The sequence below is a fragment of the Corynebacterium sp. HMSC05H05 genome (assembly GCF_001807265.1).
Classification (GTDB): Bacteria; Actinomycetota; Actinomycetes; order Mycobacteriales; family Mycobacteriaceae; genus Corynebacterium.
In genome coordinates, this window is record NZ_KV788369.1 from 35,199 (window position 1) to 50,121 (window position 14,923).

The 14,923-nt window shown below is 64.3% G+C and carries 20 protein-coding genes and 1 pseudogene; 11 read left to right on the top strand and 10 right to left on the bottom strand.

Annotation, left to right across the window (positions count from 1 at the left end; all coding sequences use genetic code 11):
* Positions 1 to 9: 9 nt before the first annotated feature.
* The 3 genes from HMPREF3151_RS00800 to HMPREF3151_RS00810 all read left to right on the top strand — a co-directional run bounded on the left by HMPREF3151_RS00800 (position 10) and on the right by HMPREF3151_RS00810 (position 3,402).
* A complete protein-coding gene (locus tag HMPREF3151_RS00800) occupies positions 10 to 552 on the top strand; it encodes a pirin-like C-terminal cupin domain-containing protein (RefSeq protein ID WP_070472237.1) in 543 nt (180 codons plus the stop codon).
* 82 nt (positions 553 to 634) lie between these two features.
* On the top strand, positions 635 to 2,059 hold the full coding sequence (gene dcuC, locus HMPREF3151_RS00805) for a C4-dicarboxylate transporter DcuC (protein ID WP_070472239.1): 1,425 nt from the start codon (positions 635 to 637) through the stop codon (positions 2,057 to 2,059).
* A gap of 17 nt (positions 2,060 to 2,076) precedes the next feature.
* Entirely contained in the window at positions 2,077 to 3,402 is a 1,326-nt protein-coding gene (locus HMPREF3151_RS00810) for an IS1096 element passenger TnpR family protein (RefSeq protein WP_070472242.1), read from the top strand.
* Positions 3,403 to 3,458: 56 nt separating this feature from the next.
* Here HMPREF3151_RS00810 and HMPREF3151_RS00815 read toward each other — a convergent pair whose 3' ends face one another.
* Genes HMPREF3151_RS00815 through HMPREF3151_RS11920 form a run of 3 tightly spaced genes read right to left on the bottom strand, consistent with a single transcriptional unit; the run spans position 3,459 to position 4,638 of the window.
* Positions 3,459 to 3,773, bottom strand: a complete 315-nt coding sequence (locus HMPREF3151_RS00815) for a DUF202 domain-containing protein (RefSeq protein WP_070472245.1) — start codon at positions 3,771 to 3,773, stop codon at positions 3,459 to 3,461.
* On the bottom strand, positions 3,770 to 4,135 hold the full coding sequence (locus HMPREF3151_RS00820; protein WP_070472248.1) for a YidH family protein: 366 nt from the start codon (positions 4,133 to 4,135) through the stop codon (positions 3,770 to 3,772). The genes HMPREF3151_RS00815 and HMPREF3151_RS00820 overlap by 4 nt, the downstream gene beginning before the upstream one ends.
* Complete coding sequence (locus HMPREF3151_RS11920; RefSeq protein WP_168160578.1) at positions 4,132 to 4,638, bottom strand: VanZ family protein; 507 nt, start codon at positions 4,636 to 4,638, stop codon at positions 4,132 to 4,134. Before HMPREF3151_RS11920 ends, HMPREF3151_RS00820 begins: the two co-directional genes overlap by 4 nt.
* Before the next feature lie 129 nt (positions 4,639 to 4,767).
* Here HMPREF3151_RS11920 and HMPREF3151_RS00830 point away from each other — a divergent pair, with 129 nt between their 5' ends.
* The 5 genes from HMPREF3151_RS00830 (at position 4,768) to HMPREF3151_RS12070 (ending at position 6,816) form a co-directional block, all read left to right on the top strand.
* A complete protein-coding gene (locus HMPREF3151_RS00830; RefSeq protein ID WP_070472254.1) occupies positions 4,768 to 5,193 on the top strand; it encodes an excisionase family DNA-binding protein in 426 nt (141 codons plus the stop codon).
* Between the two features lie 236 nt (positions 5,194 to 5,429).
* A complete protein-coding gene (locus HMPREF3151_RS12155) occupies positions 5,430 to 5,519 on the top strand; it encodes a TIR domain-containing protein (RefSeq protein ID WP_246815161.1) in 90 nt (29 codons plus the stop codon).
* A 6-nt stretch (positions 5,520 to 5,525) separates the two neighbouring features.
* The gene (locus tag HMPREF3151_RS00835; protein WP_256365521.1) at positions 5,526 to 5,903 is read left to right on the top strand and encodes a TIR domain-containing protein; all 378 of its coding nucleotides are present in this window, start codon (positions 5,526 to 5,528) and stop codon (positions 5,901 to 5,903) included.
* Positions 5,900 to 6,343 carry an HIT family protein gene (locus HMPREF3151_RS12065; RefSeq protein ID WP_141741251.1) on the top strand — a complete coding sequence of 148 codons (444 nt, stop codon included), beginning with the start codon at positions 5,900 to 5,902 and terminating at the stop codon, positions 6,341 to 6,343. The genes HMPREF3151_RS00835 and HMPREF3151_RS12065 overlap by 4 nt, the downstream gene beginning before the upstream one ends.
* On the top strand, positions 6,340 to 6,816 hold the full coding sequence (locus tag HMPREF3151_RS12070; protein ID WP_141741252.1) for a hypothetical protein: 477 nt from the start codon (positions 6,340 to 6,342) through the stop codon (positions 6,814 to 6,816). The genes HMPREF3151_RS12065 and HMPREF3151_RS12070 overlap by 4 nt, the downstream gene beginning before the upstream one ends.
* Here HMPREF3151_RS12070 and HMPREF3151_RS00845 read toward each other — a convergent pair.
* Positions 6,803 to 7,051: pseudogene (locus tag HMPREF3151_RS00845) on the bottom strand (integrase core domain-containing protein); the annotation flags it as partial. The gene HMPREF3151_RS12070 and the pseudogene HMPREF3151_RS00845 sit on opposite strands and share 14 nt — an antisense overlap.
* Before the next feature lie 174 nt (positions 7,052 to 7,225).
* Between HMPREF3151_RS00845 and HMPREF3151_RS00850 the strand changes: the two are divergent.
* Together HMPREF3151_RS00850 and HMPREF3151_RS00855 are read left to right on the top strand one after the other, a co-directional pair.
* Positions 7,226 to 7,624 (top strand): SHOCT domain-containing protein, encoded by a 399-nt coding sequence (locus HMPREF3151_RS00850; RefSeq protein ID WP_070472260.1) that lies wholly within the window; start codon positions 7,226 to 7,228, stop codon positions 7,622 to 7,624.
* Between the two features lie 255 nt (positions 7,625 to 7,879).
* Entirely contained in the window at positions 7,880 to 8,086 is a 207-nt protein-coding gene (locus tag HMPREF3151_RS00855; RefSeq protein WP_070472263.1) for a hypothetical protein, read from the top strand.
* Here HMPREF3151_RS00855 and HMPREF3151_RS00860 read toward each other — a convergent pair.
* The 4 genes from HMPREF3151_RS00860 to HMPREF3151_RS11930 form a co-directional block, all read right to left on the bottom strand.
* Complete coding sequence (locus HMPREF3151_RS00860) at positions 8,083 to 9,069, bottom strand: IS481 family transposase (RefSeq protein ID WP_070472265.1); 987 nt, start codon at positions 9,067 to 9,069, stop codon at positions 8,083 to 8,085. The two genes, HMPREF3151_RS00855 and HMPREF3151_RS00860, sit on opposite strands and share 4 nt — an antisense overlap.
* Before the next feature lie 76 nt (positions 9,070 to 9,145).
* Positions 9,146 to 9,703, bottom strand: coding sequence for a DUF4865 family protein (locus HMPREF3151_RS00865; RefSeq protein ID WP_070472268.1), 558 nt, complete (start codon positions 9,701 to 9,703; stop codon positions 9,146 to 9,148).
* A gap of 72 nt (positions 9,704 to 9,775) precedes the next feature.
* Complete coding sequence (locus HMPREF3151_RS12075) at positions 9,776 to 10,696, bottom strand: DUF3039 domain-containing protein (RefSeq protein WP_210383695.1); 921 nt, start codon at positions 10,694 to 10,696, stop codon at positions 9,776 to 9,778.
* Positions 10,696 to 10,980, bottom strand: coding sequence for a hypothetical protein (locus HMPREF3151_RS11930; RefSeq protein WP_070472274.1), 285 nt, complete (start codon positions 10,978 to 10,980; stop codon positions 10,696 to 10,698). Before HMPREF3151_RS11930 ends, HMPREF3151_RS12075 begins: the two co-directional genes overlap by 1 nt.
* 54 nt (positions 10,981 to 11,034) lie before the next feature.
* On the opposite strand from HMPREF3151_RS11930, the gene HMPREF3151_RS00880 reads away from it, so the two are divergent.
* The gene (locus HMPREF3151_RS00880) at positions 11,035 to 11,973 is read left to right on the top strand and encodes an acrylyl-CoA reductase family protein (RefSeq protein ID WP_083290103.1); all 939 of its coding nucleotides are present in this window, start codon (positions 11,035 to 11,037) and stop codon (positions 11,971 to 11,973) included.
* On the opposite strand, the gene HMPREF3151_RS00885 is transcribed toward HMPREF3151_RS00880, so the two are convergent.
* Together HMPREF3151_RS00885 and HMPREF3151_RS00890 are read right to left on the bottom strand one after the other, a co-directional pair.
* The gene (locus HMPREF3151_RS00885) at positions 11,963 to 13,000 is read right to left on the bottom strand and encodes a hypothetical protein (protein WP_070472280.1); all 1,038 of its coding nucleotides are present in this window, start codon (positions 12,998 to 13,000) and stop codon (positions 11,963 to 11,965) included. The genes HMPREF3151_RS00880 and HMPREF3151_RS00885 overlap by 11 nt on opposite strands.
* A 325-nt stretch (positions 13,001 to 13,325) precedes the next feature.
* On the bottom strand, positions 13,326 to 14,681 hold the full coding sequence (locus HMPREF3151_RS00890; RefSeq protein ID WP_371335873.1) for an MFS transporter: 1,356 nt from the start codon (positions 14,679 to 14,681) through the stop codon (positions 13,326 to 13,328).
* Between the last annotated feature and the right edge of the window lie 242 nt (positions 14,682 to 14,923).

The following is a 14,923-nucleotide window of genomic DNA, read 5'->3' on the forward strand; positions in this document are numbered from 1 at the left end:
CTTGCCGCCATGTCATTCATTGAGCTGAACGCGGGCCCCTGGCGCGGGGTCGCATTCCTCAGGGGCCTCGGCGGACCCAACGACACCCCCGCCGGCTGCAAATCCTTCGCATGGCGGCACGACGGCACCGCCCGCCTCGGCGGCGTGCTCGAGCGCGCGCAGGTGCAGGTGCTTGTCGACGCTGAAGCAGTCCCCGACAAGATCCAACGCGCCCAGCCGGACGCGTTTGGCTTGCGCAGCGTGACCACCGAATCCGCAGGCGAGGCCTTCGTCTTCTCCGGGCGCATGTTCGGCCGCACCGGCGCCGTGGAAACGATTGAGCCCTGTGTGGCAGCCCAGCTGACCATCGCGCCGGACGCCGAACTGGCGGTCACTGTCTACGAGGAGTTCGAGTACGCCGTGGTCGCCCCCGACGGGGACATCACCGTGAACAACACCCCGGTGCCGCCGCACTCCGCCGGCATGCTGGACGCTGGCCACCGCACCCTGGGGCTGAAAAACCGCTCCGACAACATCGCCCACGTGCTCATCCTGGGCGGCCAGCCGGCATAGTTTTTCCGACTTTTGCCGAGAGATTGGCCACACCCCGCGCATTCACCCAGCGGGGCGTGGCTTAACGCTGCATAATCGCAGCGTGCTTTATATTTTCTTTGCCATTCTCGCCGTCATTGCGGTCGGCTACTTCATTGCCAAAAAGGTCCACGCGGCCTCCTCCATCTTCGCCGTCGGCGTGCTGCTACTCATGATCGCCGCAGCCACCGGGCGCATCGACCACTCCACCGCGGACATCGAATCCTCCGGCAACGCGTTCTACGACGAGCTGCTGATCATCGAGTCCCTGTTCAAGTCCCGCTTCGCCGGCACCGGCATGGCCATCATGGTGCTGTTCGGCTTCGTCGGCTACATGCGCCACATCGGCGCCGACGCCAAAACGGTGGTGGCGCTGTCCAGCCCGCTGCGCCGCTTCCACGGCTCCTACTGGCTCGTGCCCATCGGGTTTGCCGTCGCAACGCTGTTGTCCTTCGTTGTGCCCTCTGCCAGTGCGTTGTCACTGCTGCTCGTGGCCACGCTGATGCCGGCGCTGATCGCCGCCGGGCTGACGCCGCTGACGGTCGGCGCGATCGTGGCCACCGCCTCCACCATCGCCCCGTCGCCGCTGGAAGCCGGCCTGATCCAGGCCGCGGAGCTGACCGGCATGACCGTCACCGAGTTCACCTTCGGCAACGTAGCCAAAGCCACCATCCCCGCGCTGGTGGTCATCGCGTTCGTGCACATGTGGTGGCAGCACCGCTGCGACAAGAAAGACCTGGTCAAGTCCGGCGTCGGCGTGTCCGACGCCGAGCTCGAAGCGGCGAGGGACAGCGAGTCTGACCGCCGCATCCGCGAAGCCGTGGAGCGCGCCGAGGGCCTGCCCGGCTTCTACGCCATCCTGCCGCTTTTGCCGCTGCTTTTGATCATCGTCTCCGCCGCGCTGAACCGCCTCGGCGTAGTCTCCTTCGAGGCCGGCATCCTGCCGGTGACCGTGGTGTCCCTGATGGTCACCATGATCATCGAGGCCATCCGGCTGCGCGACGTCAACTACGCCGCCGACTCCCTCCAGGAGTTCTTCAAGGGCCTCGGCGAGGGCGCCGCCGGCGTGGTCTCCCTGATCGTCGCCGCCGCCATCCTGGTGGAGGGCATCACCCAGATGGGCGTGATCGAGGCCCTGACCAACCTGGCGCAGGCTTCCTCCGGCGCCGCCGTGCTGATGGTGCTGGTGTTCGTGCTGGCCACCGCCACCATGGCGCTGCTCACCGGCTCCGGCGTCGCACCCTACTTCGCGTTCTCCGAGATGGTGCCCGGCATCGCCGCCGACTCCGCCGTGTCCGCCCCGCAGATGCTCACCTCCATCTGGGCCGCCTCCAACACCATGCGCCAGGCCTCTCCGGTTAACGCGGCGGTGCTCATCGTCGCTGGCGCGCTGCAGGTCAACCCGATCGACGTGGTTCGCCGCACCGCCGTGCCGCTGACCGCGGGCGCGGTGACTGCCGTCGTGTGTGCGTTCCTGTTCGTGGTTTAGGCCGTAAGGTTGCCGGTATGACCGTTTCTGTGCTCATGATCGTGGAGGGCACCTCGCCCGAAATTTCCCGTTGCGTCAACGTCGAGGAGACCATGACGCTGGGCGAGTTGTCCCAGATCATCGACGCGTCCCTCGGTTTCACCGGTGCCGCCACCCACCTTTACGTCAGCCAGGAGGGCGCGCAGCGCTCCGTCTTCACAGCCGCGCCCGGCCCCGGCGAGCACCAGGAAAACGAGCTCGCCGTCGCCGAGATGCGGCCCATGACCTACGTCTACGACCCCGCCGCCAACTGGAACATCCACGTCGAGGTCTTGGGCCCCTCCAACATCGAGGGCCCTACGCCCATGCTTATCGACGCCGCCGGGCCCGACGTCGTCGAAGCCTGCTCGGGGCCAGAGCTGATGACCACCTTCCGCAACCAGGCCCGCCTTCTGGCCGCCGGCATCGAGCCGGACTTGGAGACCATCACCCTGATGTTTTCCTACCTGCCCGTCATGCCGCCGGAGCGCATGCTCGACCGCATGACGCAGGCCGACCCGGTGTCCGTGGCCACCCGCATCGGCAACGTCGCCGAGGAAATGTTCTTCGACGAGGTCGCCGCCGCCGACGAAGGCACCGAAGGCCCCGGCCTGGCCCAGCACTTCGACGACTTCCTCCAGTCCCGCCCGGACCTGCTCCAGATCATCGACATGGACCCGCACCCGGAGCGCAACCCCACCATGATCAACGCCGTGACCGAGTTCTTCGGCGAGATGCTTGGCGGGCCGGACGGGGTAGACGTTCCCGACGTGCCGAGCATGCCTGGTCCGCCGGCGACGCAGAGCCTGCCTGCCTTCCCCGGCTTCGGGCCGGATTCCTTCGACGATCTACCCGATGTCACCGACATCTTCGCCGAACTCATGCGCATTTTCTCCCCCGGGGTGCCATACGAGCACGGGGGGATGCCTGCCACGTTCGCCGTGGAAGTGCGGGACCTGACGGAACTGCCGTTCCCCAACACTGTCGCCGACCTGCTCCTCGACGCCCGACTGCTGAAAAAGCGCGGCGGCGAGCTGACCCCCACCAAAGCAGGCCTGGCCTTCCTCAACCACGACAACCCCATCCCCAAGGCCGCCGACAACATCCGCCTCGGCTTTGAAAAACTGATGGGCGAGGAAATTTGGCGTTCCATCGTGGAGTGGATCGTCGACGACGAGCCGCTCAACCCCAATGCGGAGAGCTGGCTGCTCTGGCCAGAGGCGTTCGGCATCCTGCGCGAAACCGCACCCACCCAAGTGTTCTGCACCGCGCAGGGCCTGCAGCTGCTGGAGCTGCACTACGCCCACTACACCGAGAGCAACTAGCACCCCTCGCCGCCCCCGCCGAGCCCCTCTTTGCGTGGCGGCGGAAGCCAGCCCCCTCACCCCACCACCAGGTACAGCCCCAGCCCGCCGGTGCCGAGCATCATCGCGGTCAGCAGAAACACGGCGGCGGCGTTGGGTGCGCTGCGCTCGTGAGCAAGCGCGGAGGCCTCGAAGCGGTACGCCCGCCGGTTCAGCGCCACGATCACCAGCGCGCCTGCCGCCAGCGCCACCGCCGCCACCACGATCAGCGCCGGGTAGGAACCGGCCCACCGCACCAGTGTGGCCGCGCAGACGAGCATGGCCAGCGCGGTGCGGGTCCAGCTCATGGCGGTGCGCTCCGGCTGCAGGCCGGGGTCGGTCACGGCAATCATGCGAGCAGGCTCACCGCCACGACCGCCGCCGCGACGAACACCGCCACGCACAGCACGGGGATGATGGCGGGGGCGGGCAGGGGCTCGTCGTGACGCAGGGCCCGCTCGATGCGCACCCACCGCACCGCCGCACCTGCGGAAATGGCCATGGCGATCACGATAACGGCCGCTGCCGCGACCTTGCGTACGCCGGGTTCGATGCCTGGCAGCTCGAACGCCTCGAGCGCGATGCCGCCCGCCAAGAACGCGAGCGCGGTGCGGGTCCAGGCGAGGAAGGTGCGCTCGTTGGCCAGGGTAAACCGCGGGTCGGGCTCCCCGCCGGTGGGGAAGACCCGCCTGGTAAACCATCCGCGCTCGCTCATGCGGTCAACCCTAGCGCCGCCCACACCACGAGGCTCACCGCGCCCACTGCCGCAATGCACCAGAGCACTGTTGCGCGATTGCCTCTCGACGTCCCTCCGGCCGCCCCCGCCCCCAGCCACGCACCCACGACGTTGCAGAGCACGTCGTCAGTGTCGCTGTAGCCCCACGAGAACACGTACTGGGCAACCTCGATGCCGAGGCTGCACACCAGGCCGAACAGTACCGCCCGCCCCACCGACCCCCGGTACGCGACGAAGCCGACCGGCAGAAACAGCGCAATGTTGCCGAAGAGGTTCAGCCACGGCCCCCACCACACGCGCGCGTACTGGAAGGTCTCGAAGGGGTTGAGCCGTACCTGGCTGAGCTGGTGGGACTCCGCCGTCCACAACCCGGGGATGGACACGAACGCCTTTCCCACCGTGAACGCGAGCACGACCAGCGCGGTCACCACTATCGCCGCGGCGTGGGCGGCGGCGTCGTTGGTTTTGCTCGTTGATTTCACCCGGCCCACCGTAGGCGCAGATTCTGCTTGCGGCTTGGGTGGGGCATATGAAGTGGATAACCGTGGGGTTGCACTTCCCGCCGGCCCGCAGTTACAGTTATTACAGATGAACGATGGAAGGAGGACCCCATGTCCAACGCACTGCTTGGTCAGTTGGAGGGGAATTCGCTCGGCGAGGCGGAACTTGAGCGTCTGCGCGAATTCATACGCAAGGAACAAGATTCCCCGCTGGGTGTCCTTCTTCAGCGGGTCGCGGAGGCAAACGAAGACGGCATCACCGTGAACTTGCTTGCCGACGATGCGGAGCTCTCCCCGAACCAGGCTGCAAAGCTCATGAAAATGAGCCGCCCGCACCTGCTAAAGTTTATGAGGGACGGTGACCTTCCCTTCCACCTCGTGGGCAGCCACCAGCGCCTAAAGATGTCCGATCTCCGCGATTTCATGGCGACTCGTGAGGCTGGGGCGGAGTTCGTCGCCAACGCGTTGCACGACACCCATGATTCTGCGCATTCCAAATACTCGGGCGATGCCCTGTCGGAGCTGGAGGACCTCTAGGTGTACTGACCGAAGACGTTGGTCGAAAGCTGGCGGCCTTGGGTGCGTTGGGTCTCAGGTCTAGTCTTCTAGCAGTGCCACCGGAGCGGGAACACCGCTGCGCCTGTCAACCAGTCAAGGCAGTCTTCGCGTTTGCAGCAGTTCGAAGACGGTTCGGGCGAAGTGTCAGACGGAGCTGATAAGCATGGCTCGTCCGGGACGCTCTGGCCGCAGGGAAAGGAAGGCGCTCGGGAATCATGGCTAAGTCCGTCTTCTACTCGTTCCACTATCTCCGCGACGTTCACCGCGTCCAGTTGGTGCGCAACATCAACGCCTTGGAGGGGTAGCCACTGCTGAACGCTCAGGGATGGGAATCAGTTCGCCGTCAGGGCGATCAGGCGATCAAGAACTGGATCCAGAAGGAGATGGCATACAAGAAGGCAGTGATCGTGCTCATCGGTCAAGAGACAGCCAGTCGCCCCTGGGTCAAGTACGAGATCAAGAAGGCATGGGCCGACAGGAAACCCCTTCTTGGCGTCCATATCCACGGACTGTCCTCGATGGGAAGCGTGGATTCCCTGGGGCGGAGTCCCTTCAATCCCGCTGCTGGCATCCCGGTCTTCGATCCGACCGTCCTGAGTTGGACCGGTGGCATCGATTCGAAGGCCACGTACGGCAAGTTGGTCGACAACTTGGAACGGTGGTCTGCGCAGGGGGTTGTGCGGCCATGATCGACGTTCAAGAGTGTCCCTTCTGCGAGATCGTGCAGCGGGAGGATCCGGATGCGCGGGAGGTGTATCGAGACGAACACGTAGTTGCCTTCTTCCCGCTGGAGCCTGCCACACTGGGGCACACCTTGGTGGTTCCCCGGCACCATATCTCGGACATCTGGAGTCTCGACGACGAGCTCGCGCGGCACCTAGGCGTTGCGACCACCCGATTGTCTCAGGTGGTCAAGCACGTGCTGCGTCCTGAGGGCCTCAACGTCATCCAGTCGAATGGGAGAGCTGCCACGCAAACTGTGTTCCACCTCCACGTTCACATCGTCCCTCGATGGAGCAACGACTCCGTTGGTCGCATCTGGCCGCCAATAACGAACTACACCGAGGAGCAGAAGGACGCTGCATGGGAGAAGCTGCGAATCGCTTGTCGACAGGTGCCGCCCTCATGACGGCCGCCGAAGGTGGTTCTGCGAAGGCCGAGGACGTGCGCAAGCACCTCGACTTCATCCAGGCGGTGGTCACCAGGATGTCAGCCGCCTCCGCGAATGCCAAGGCGTGGCTTCTCCCTATTGTGACTGCGACATATGGCTACGCGTTGACTCAACATGCAGGAACTGTCGCGCTCTTGGGGGTATTGGCGGCTGGACTATTCGGCTTCCTCGACGCGAACTACCTCCGGCAGGAGCAGGCGTATCGCGCGCTCTACGACGCGGTGGCAAATGGAACTCGCGATGTACCGCTCTTCTCCTTGGATGTTGCGCACGCTTCCGATCCGACTCCTGAGCCCGTTGCCCGATGGGAACGCACCTTGGCGCGGCTCCACTGCTGGATCCCTCGCGGGCGCGTGTGGGCTTCATGGTCGATTGCACCCTTCTACGGGGTCCTTCTCCTGGTCGGCATGGCGATCTTCATGGCTGCCTAGCAGTTGACTTGGCCTCAATGCCCGTCAATCGTGAGAAGGGTGGCTGGTTGCCGCAGGCGGTGTGGGGGCGGTGGTGGTTGTAGTAGTGCAGCCAGCCGTCGAGCTCTCCGCGGCGCTCGGCCTCGGAGGTGTAGCAGCGTTCGTAGGCCCAGCCGTCGACCAGGGTGCGGTGGAAGCGTTCGATCTTCCCGTTGGTCTGGGGTCTGTAGGGCCGGGTCCGCTTGTGTTTGATGTTCTTCACCAGCCCAACCCGGTCAGCGTGTCGCAACCCGGCTACCACACTTGGTGAGGAAGAGCTGCTAACGTGGTTCGGCGATGGCCCGGGCACGTCCTTGTTCCTAACCGTCGTGCGCTGGGGTCCGCGTGGACCGCTCGGCCAGCGTCCATCCAGTCAGGAGGCAGTCAGCAGATGTTCGACGACAACGGCTCATTCCTACTCGCCATGTTCGAGTTCTTCATCTTCTTCGCATGGTTCATGTCCCTGTGGTGGATCTTCGGAGATCTCTTCCGCAGCAAGGACCTCGGCGGCTTCGCGAAGGCGCTGTGGGTGGTGTTCATCATCGCGCTGCCGTTCATCGGAACGCTCGCGTACCTGCTTGTTCGAGGTCGGGGGATGACCGACCGCGCGGTCGAGGCGCGCCAGGAGCTCCAGCAGCGGCAGGATGAGTACATCAAGTCCGTCGCCGGCGGCTCCGCCGGATCGAGCCCGACCGATGAGATCGCCTCGGCGAAGGCCCTTCTCGACTCAGGAGCGATTACCCAGCAGGAGTTCGACCAGATCAAGGCAAGGGCGCTCTCCTCGGTCTGACCCTGGTCCGCTCCCTCGCCAGCCGCAGCGTCGCGGTCCGAGGGCGACCATCCGGCGCGGCCTTGTCGCGGGGCGAATTCGCGGTTCGCCGGACGCTGGCCAGCTTGGCTCCTAGGCTCCGGGTGCCGCGCCGCCATCGAGGGGGCGCCACCTGACCTTGGGGGTCACTCGATGGCTCTGGTTGTGCACCGGTTCACAGCGTAAGGTCTCGCCCGCCACCCGCGGCGCCGCTTCTGTCGAGGGTGGTCCTTCTCTATGCCACAAGGTCAACGCGGCGCTGGGATCTCATGGCCGCAGCGGGGCGAGGTCAGCGTCAACGCCGCCTCGACCACCACTGAACTGGACGGCAGCGGAGTGGTCGTCGCACCGCGATGGCTGACGCAGCTCAGTGTCGGCCACGTACTGGTCGGCGACTCGGGCGAGACCGTGCCGCGCGATCAATTCGAGAGCACCTGCGACTAGCTGTACTGACCGGGTACGTTGGTCAAGCGTGAGAAGGGCGGCTGGTTGCCGCAGGCGGTGTGGGGGCGGTGGTGGTTGTAGTAGTGCAGCCAGCCGTCGAGTTCTCCGCGACGTTCGGTCTCGCTGGTGTAGCAGCGGGCGTAGGCCCAGCCGTCGGCCAGGGTGCGGTGGAAGCGTTCGATCTTCCCGTTGGTCTGCGGCCGATAGGGCCTGGTGCGCTTGTGCCGGATGCCGAGCTCGTGGCAGGTGTCTCGCCACAGGTGTGAGCGGTACGCGCCGCCGTTGTCGGACAGGACCCGCTCAACGGTCACCCCGCGTGCGTTGAACCACTTGACGGCCCGAACGAGGACCGCGGTGGCGGTGAGGGCAGTTTCGTCGTCGTGGATCTCGGCGTAGGCGACGCGGGAATGGTCGTCGATGACGGTGTGGACGTAGGCCTTGCCCATCAACGGGTCGCTGTACTTGTTCTTAGGCTTGCCCGGGGTGGCGGCGCGGTTCTTCTCGCCCTGCTGGCGGCCGACGTAGCGCCAGCCGCCGCCGTCGGGGATGTTGCCGAGCTTCTTCACGTCGACGTGCAGCATCGCCCCGGGGTGATCGTGCTCGTAGCGGCGGACCGGCTCCCCGGTTGCCCGGTCGACATGCGAAAGCCGGTTCAGGTGCGCGTCGACCAGGATCCGGTGGACCGTCGACGGCGCGATCCCCAGCCGGCACGCGAGCTGGACCGGGCCCTCGCGCAATCGGAGGCGGAGCTGAATGCAGCGCTTCGTCGTCTTCGGGTTGGTCCTGTTTGGCGAGTGGTGAGGCCGCGAGGGGCGGTCCTGCATGGACTGGCCCGCCCGGTAGCGGTCGGCCCAGCGCTTCACAGTGGGCCAAGAGACCTGAAACCTGGCGGCGACCTCGCTTATCGGCCAGCCCTGGTCGACCACGAGCTGGGCGACGATCAAGCGATGGCGCGGCGTGAGAGCGGCGTTGGGATGAGACATGAAGAAGCCTCCCTGAGTGGCAGACGCCGCCCAAGAAGGCCAAGTGCCCCCGCGGGGCGGCTCGAAGGTGTGTGAGTCAGGCAGCAGCGGAAACGTGCAGTACCTCGTAGGCGGCGACATCGGTGGAGCTCTCGTCGGCTTCACGGGTGCAGAGTTCGACGAGGATGACGGTCCAGGCCGTGACGTCGACGGCGGCGACGCGGGCCACGGTGGAGTCAGTGGTCGTGGCGAGGAAGTCCGCGGTGATGTCCTCGATGCAGTGGGACGGCGCGGCGCCAACCGGGAGGGGCACGGTCTCGACGGTCAGGCTTCGGGCTGCGGAGTAGTCGGCCGGGCCGGCAACAAACTGGTGGACAGTCCAGTCGTGGATCGGGTAGCGGCCGAAGTCGCGCACGATGGCCGAGTAGCCGGGTTCGCCCCAGCAAAACTGACGCATTCCGTCGATGTCGCGCCAGACGTAGAAGGGTGCGTAAGCGTTCCGGGGTGCACCCTTGGCATTCTCCTGGATGAGGTAGGCCTTGAACTCCAGTCCGTGGTAACCGTCTATGAGATGTCCCGTGCGAGTGACGCGATCGCGGATAATCTGCATGTCGTAGTCGGTGGGCAACGTGATCTGGTACTGCATGGCGTGCATCAGTGGTTCTCCTTGGTGGCGTGCGAGTAAGTGGTGGGAGTGACGGCCTCCTGCCAGCAGATGGTCGACAGGTCATCGGCAGCTTGCTGGCCCCTGCCGGGCCGAGTACGTCGCGTGGGGCTCTTTCAATCCGAGCCCCGCGTCTCGGGCGTTCATCGAACAGGTCAAGGAATCAATCGCCCTGCACATGGTCGGCTGATGCCGGTCCCATCGATCAACGTCTCCGGTCCGTACATCTAGGAGTCTCGCTGTTCCGCGAACAGTACGCAATGCTCGCGCGACCGGCACCTCCCGTTCGCATTCAGGGCAGACCGGAAGATCTTGATGCGTAAGGTTGTCGCGGACAGGCACCCACCATTTGCCACACACCGCTTGGACGGCCTTGCCGGTGAAGAATGCCTCGTTCAGATCTCGTTTTCGCGAATAGTGCAGCACGGTGGGCGGGGGAGTCTCCACAAACTCGGGTTTCAGGGCGGATACGGGCAGGTCCAAAACGGAAATCAACGTCGCGCGTGACACCGCCAGCTGAAGCTTGAAGGTGCTGGCCGCCAGACTTTCAGTCATCTCTTCTGGGACGTTGAGCAAAGCGATCAAGTCGGCAACGAGATCTTGCGTGTGGACGAAGTAGCTCTCCCAATTCCGTATCCGCACCGACACCATGTCCACTTCAAGGTGGGCACGTTCAACGTCCCAATCTTCATACGGGATGGTCTCGACCTCGATTTGGACCTCGAGACCGTCAAGCCGCAAAGTGGACCGCCCGCCACCCGCGACCGACTCCTTAATCGAAGCTAAAACTTGCGATAGAGCCTGCATCTTGAAAACAAGTCTTGCTTCCTCGGCCTGCTGTTGCTGAAGAATCAATTCGTCCAAAGAAGACGGTCCAAGTGTGCCGGCCCGCCGCATACCTTGCAATGCAGCTTTCACTTCCGAGTGGAAGTGGTCGTGGATTGACACATAGACAAGCCAGGCATACTCGCCTCCCGCGTGCACTACAGCGCCGCGCCAGCTGGCCGCGCCGTGTCGCGCGACTCGAAGATGGGATCCGCGAAACTGCGGTGCCGTTCGAAGATGCCCTGGTCGAATCTCTTCTGAATGTAGGTGGCTAATGCGAGCTCCTCTTGGGCGTGTGAAACCGCCTCCCGCAGGTAGTTGACCTGCGTATCTGGATCGTCGACTCGCGTTGCACATCGGTACGCCGCGGCAGTTCGCGGGGGAAGTTTGTCAGATCCGTTGAGCGTCTTCAGCACCCTAGTCGTCGGCCGCACGGAAACCATGACACCAGATTAAACTGTCCGCAGACATCAGCCTGTGCGCCTATGCTGGCGGCCATGAATCGCAGCTTGATTGTCACTGAGAACGGACCGGAGATCGTCGAAACCCAGGACGCCTACGCGGGCGAGGGCGACACCCTGATCAACGTGAGCCACTCGTCGGTGAACTACAAGGACGCGATGGCGCTGTCCGGCAACCGCGGCATCCTGCGCGAACTGCCGACGGTGCCGGGCATCGACGCCGTGGGCACCCTCGAGAACGGCACGTTGGTCACCGTCAACGGCCGCGGCATCGGCGAGCGCCGCCACGGCGGCTACACCCCGCAGATGCGTATCGACGCTAAAGATGTCACCCGCGTGCCCGAGCGCTTCTCCGCGTTCGAGGCGGCCGCGATCGGCACCGCGGGCTACACCGCAGCACTTTCGGTCGCGGGTCTGGAGCGCGTCGCGCTTTCGCCTGTCGACGGCCCCGTGCTCGTCACCGGCGCCACCGGCGGCGTCGGATCCATCGCGGTGCAGCTCCTGGCGGCGCGGGGGTATGAGGTGTGGGCGTTGACTGGGCGCGTCGATAAGCATGGCGCCTGGCTGAAGGAGCTCGGCGCCGCTGAGGTTGTGGACCGCGCCGAATTCGCCGAGGCCGGCAAGCCGCTGCAGAAGGCGCGCCTGGCGGGCGTGGTGGACACCGTCGGCTCCACCGTCTTGGCCAACGCGCTGTCGCAGCTGCAGTGGGGCGGCGTGGCCACCGCGTGCGGCATGGCCGCCGGCAACGACCTGCCCGCCAGCGTCCTGCCGTTCATCCTGCGCGGGGTGCAGCTCGTGGGCATCAACTCCGTCGACGCGCCGAACACGCTGCGCGACGAGGCGTGGGCGCTTCTCGACGAGTCCGTCAACACCAACGCCATCCGCACCGAAGAAGTCGGATTGGATGGCGTGGAAGAAGTTGGGCGAGCGCTGCTGGAAGGTCGGGGCAGCGGACGCGCCGTCGTTACGCTGTAGCTTCTTTGGGCACCGGACCGCCGGAAATCTGGCGGTACGCGTGCGCCGCAGCCAACATCGTGCCAGGCAGCGTGACCACCAGGCCGACGAAAAACAGCGCCGCACCAACGATGTTGATCAACCCGGCGAGCACCACGAAGCCCAAAATCTTCAGGTAATTCGCCGCGCCAGCCTTGAAACCCGCGGAAATCGCGTTGCCGAACGAGCCGTTATTATCCGCCGCATACCACACCTGGAACATGAAAAACGGCAGGACCAAAAGGGTGATCAGCGTCGTGACAGCCAGCGCGCCCAAAATCGGACGCACCAGGTTCCACATCTCCTCCGGCGAGACACTCTCCGGGTTATCCGGCAACGTAGACGGATCAATGGTGGTCAGCGCGCCGAACGCGAGCACCATGACAAGGATCATGGAGACGATAGAAGCCACCACGCCGAGCAGCGCCGCGACACCCAACGTCTTGCCGTACGCCGGCGCCTTCGCGTCGTTGTAGGTGAAGTGCTTCACCAGCGTCTGCTGCAACGCCACACCCACCATCCACGGGGCGAGCAGCAGCATGCCGACCGCGCCGATCATCGCCCCCACGCCCGGCAAAAACTGGCCCGCCACAGCCAACAACGTGTAGGCCACACCCAGCGGGATCCACAGCTTCGGGTTAGCGAACAGCGCCTTGCCGCCCCAGCTCAGCGCCTCCATGATCTCGAGCTTGCCGTTGCCCTTCACGTGAAACCAGCCATTCGACGCCGGGTCGTTGATCGGGTGCGGAGACGCGCCATCGCCGGGGGCGTTGTCCGTGAGCTGCTGGCCGTGGAAGCGCAGCGCGGAGGCGCCAGCCATCGACGCCGCCGTGTTCACCTCGAACGCGTCGTAGGTGTTTTGGGTGTGTTGGGGGTTTTCGGCGCTGTATGCCGGGTAGTCGCCGGTGTTGCCGTATGCCGGGTAGCCGCCGGCGCCGTTCTCTGGGTGGCTGCCTTCCGGGTGCTCCGGGTACGGCTCGTACCCGCCGCCGTTGTAAGGGGTGGACATGTGTTTATCCTTCGTGTTGGTGGGTAACTTTCACTCGGGATGTTATCAGTCACACCAGCCACAGACCCGGGCGGCGGGCGGAGTCGGGGCGGGGTCGCGGTGGACGGGTTCCTGACAAATTACGGCAGCCATCTGTGTCGACCTGGGCCGATAGGGCCCACCTGACAGATTCAGCCGCGATGTGTCGGGAGGGGCGCGGAATGGTTCATCGCCGAGTGAACAACTCCGCAACGGGGTCCGACGCGACCTCGGGAAAGTGAATTGTCCGACCGCTCAAAGGGAACTAATTCACTCGGAGGCATCGGGCGGGTGAACTAATCCGTCGCTACGACGCTGATACGACGTTGTCCGAGGCCATATGGCGACGAGCTGCGAACCCTCCCGCCGCGGTCAGCACACCAATTCCGATAAGGACACCGGCAGCCGGCCAGATCGAGGGACCGTCTGCAAACGTGTTCAACCAGGTAATAAGGAAAGGCAACAACCCGGATATTGCGGCGGCGATGTTCGCGCTCAGAGCCACCCCGGTGTAGCGGTACTGGACCGGAAACAGCTCTGTAAGAACCACGCCCACTACTGAGTACGGAACGGTTACGACGGATAAGCCCAGAATGATCGCCAGCGTGATCCAAACGATGTTGCCCGTGTTGACCATGGCCCACAACGGAACAGCAAGGGCAACTGTGGCAATTCCACCCCAGGCAACAATCTTGTCGGCGCCCACTTTCTCACCCAACCGCCCGAAGATGAGCAGTGTGGTCAGCTGAGCTAGTGCACCGAGCAGCGTGGCGTTGACCATCGGCTGCCTATCGACACCCAGCTCGTTCGTGCCGTAGCTGAGCACATAGGTGCTCATGATGAAAAATCCGCCGATGCCGACCAATGACGCGCAGACTGCCCAGAACACGGAAGCACCGGACTGGGACAGCAACAGCCGAACCGATCCTTCTTGTTGCTTTTCTTCCTGTTCCGCCTCATCTGCGAACGCTTGATAAACCGGCGACTCTTCCACCTGCATGCGGATAACTAGCGCCACCAGCAAGAACGGGAAGGCTGCAAGGAACGGTAGACGCCAACCCCAAGAGTCCACCGTTTCAGCTGGCAGAAGGAAAACCAGCGCGAACGCGCCTGACGACAACAGCGTGCCGACTGGAGATCCAGCCTGGACTAACGCTGCGTATCGAGCGCGCTTTTCTTCAGGTGCATGTTCAAGCGCCAGGGTTGTCGCCCCGCCCCACTCACCACCAACTGCGATTCCTTGAGCCAAGCGCGCAAGGGTCAAAAGAATCGGCGCGGCGATGCCAATAGTGAAATACGTTGGCAAAAGACCAATGAATCCGGTCGCCGCTCCGATGACGACGATCGAGAGGATCAGCGCAGGCCGGCGTCCGTACCGGTCACCCATTTTTCCGAAAAGGATCGCCCCAAACGGACGCGCAAGGAAGCCGACGCCGAAGGTCGCGAACGACGAAAGTAGCGCGACTGTCGGGCTCTGTGTTGCGAAAAAGAGGTGATTGAACACCAACGCTGAGGCGGTGCCGAACAGGAAGAAGTCGTACCACTCGAGGGCGGTCCCTACGAAGGAAGAAAACGCAATCTTCCCGACCCCGGCGGAGTCTCCGGCCTCCTCAGGCCTTTTCACCTCGGGTGTTGGTCGTTGTAGCGTCTGGTTCTCAGCCACGGTGTCCCTCCTCTACCGCGTGATGCGTTATGGATCTCGGCTTCCCCCAAATGTGCCGTAGAACACTTCAAAAAAAACCGCGAAGTGAGGAATCGTGGTCGAACAAACTACACCAGAGGGACGCGAATGTGCGTTCGCACAAAAGGTGAGAATCTATTCACCGCCCGGCCGCTGAACGGGAAGGACCCCTGACAAATTGCGGCCGCCATTTGTGCCGACCTGGGCCGATAGGGCCCGCCTGA